The organism is Streptomyces sp. AC627_RSS907, from assembly GCF_019049165.1.
Map to the genome: position 1 here is coordinate 1 of NZ_JAGMUE010000592.1, position 838 is coordinate 838.

Annotated in this window: 2 protein-coding genes; both read left to right on the forward strand. The window is 57.5% G+C overall.

Annotation, left to right across the window (positions count from 1 at the left end):
- Nucleotides 1-185 (forward strand): hypothetical protein (locus KUM32_RS37270; protein ID WP_217146288.1); only part of this gene is annotated, 185 nt, incomplete at its 5' end.
- Nucleotides 186-205: 20 nt separating this feature from the next.
- A complete protein-coding gene (locus tag KUM32_RS37275; RefSeq protein ID WP_217146289.1) occupies nt 206-637 on the forward strand; it encodes a hypothetical protein in 432 nt (143 codons plus the stop codon).
- Nucleotides 638-838: the final 201 nt, after the last annotated feature.

An 838-nucleotide genomic window follows, 5' to 3' on the forward strand; every position in this document is an offset into this window, starting at 1 on the left:
AGTATGCGCAGTCCGGCATTTCCAGGCCAGTCATTGAGCCCGCCAATCGCTCGGGCTGCGAGACGACGGCAGGGTTGCCCTATACCCCGATCGGAAATTCCGTATCGACCTCAGATGATCTCCATGCAAGGATCTCTTCATCGGCAACGGATCCATCTAACGCGCTGATTCGCGGACGCGGATGAGGAGCGGACGAGGAGATGGCATGCAGATCAGTAAACCTCACGTAATCGCGACTACAGCTATCACCGCCTTTATTATTGGCGTGGCCGCCCCCACCGCATCCGCCATGCACGAGCATCGCACCAATCAGGCGACATCGATACGACTCGATGCGGCTCCTCTTGCGACTTTCGACTCGACGATGCGGACGCTTCCGACAGACGTCACAGAACACGAGGCAGGCGCCACCGATTTTTCCGTCGCTCAGGGCAGCGAGGCAGCGTCCACGAAGGGCGTCGCCTCGAAGCTCATCGCGCAACTCAAGAAGGTTCCCGGTTACGCCAAGGCAGTTGGTGGCGGTTTCAAGAGCTTCAAGAAATGGTGGGACACCAAAGTCCCGAAGGCGGTCAAGTGGAGCATCAAGATAGCCTTCGGGCTTGATTCAGCCAAGGAAATCTGGGACGAAATAAAGTAACTCAATCGGCCATCCGCCAGAGGAAAAACAATGCCGCCTCCTCCAGAGCCAACTGAAAATCTGAAAGCCACGGAGGGCACATGGATGCCCTCTGCGCTGTTCATCTTGGTCTCCAATCTGATCCACCACGGGTGGGGTGGGGGCGATGTTCCACTCGCACTGTCGTGGCTTTTTTGGTCGCTTGCAGCGGCTCTCCTCCTC

Coding starts and splice junctions, on each gene's coding strand:
- KUM32_RS37275 (WP_217146289.1), top strand. CDS start 206: ATGCAGATCAGTAAACCTCACGTAATCGCGACTACAGCTATCACCGCC.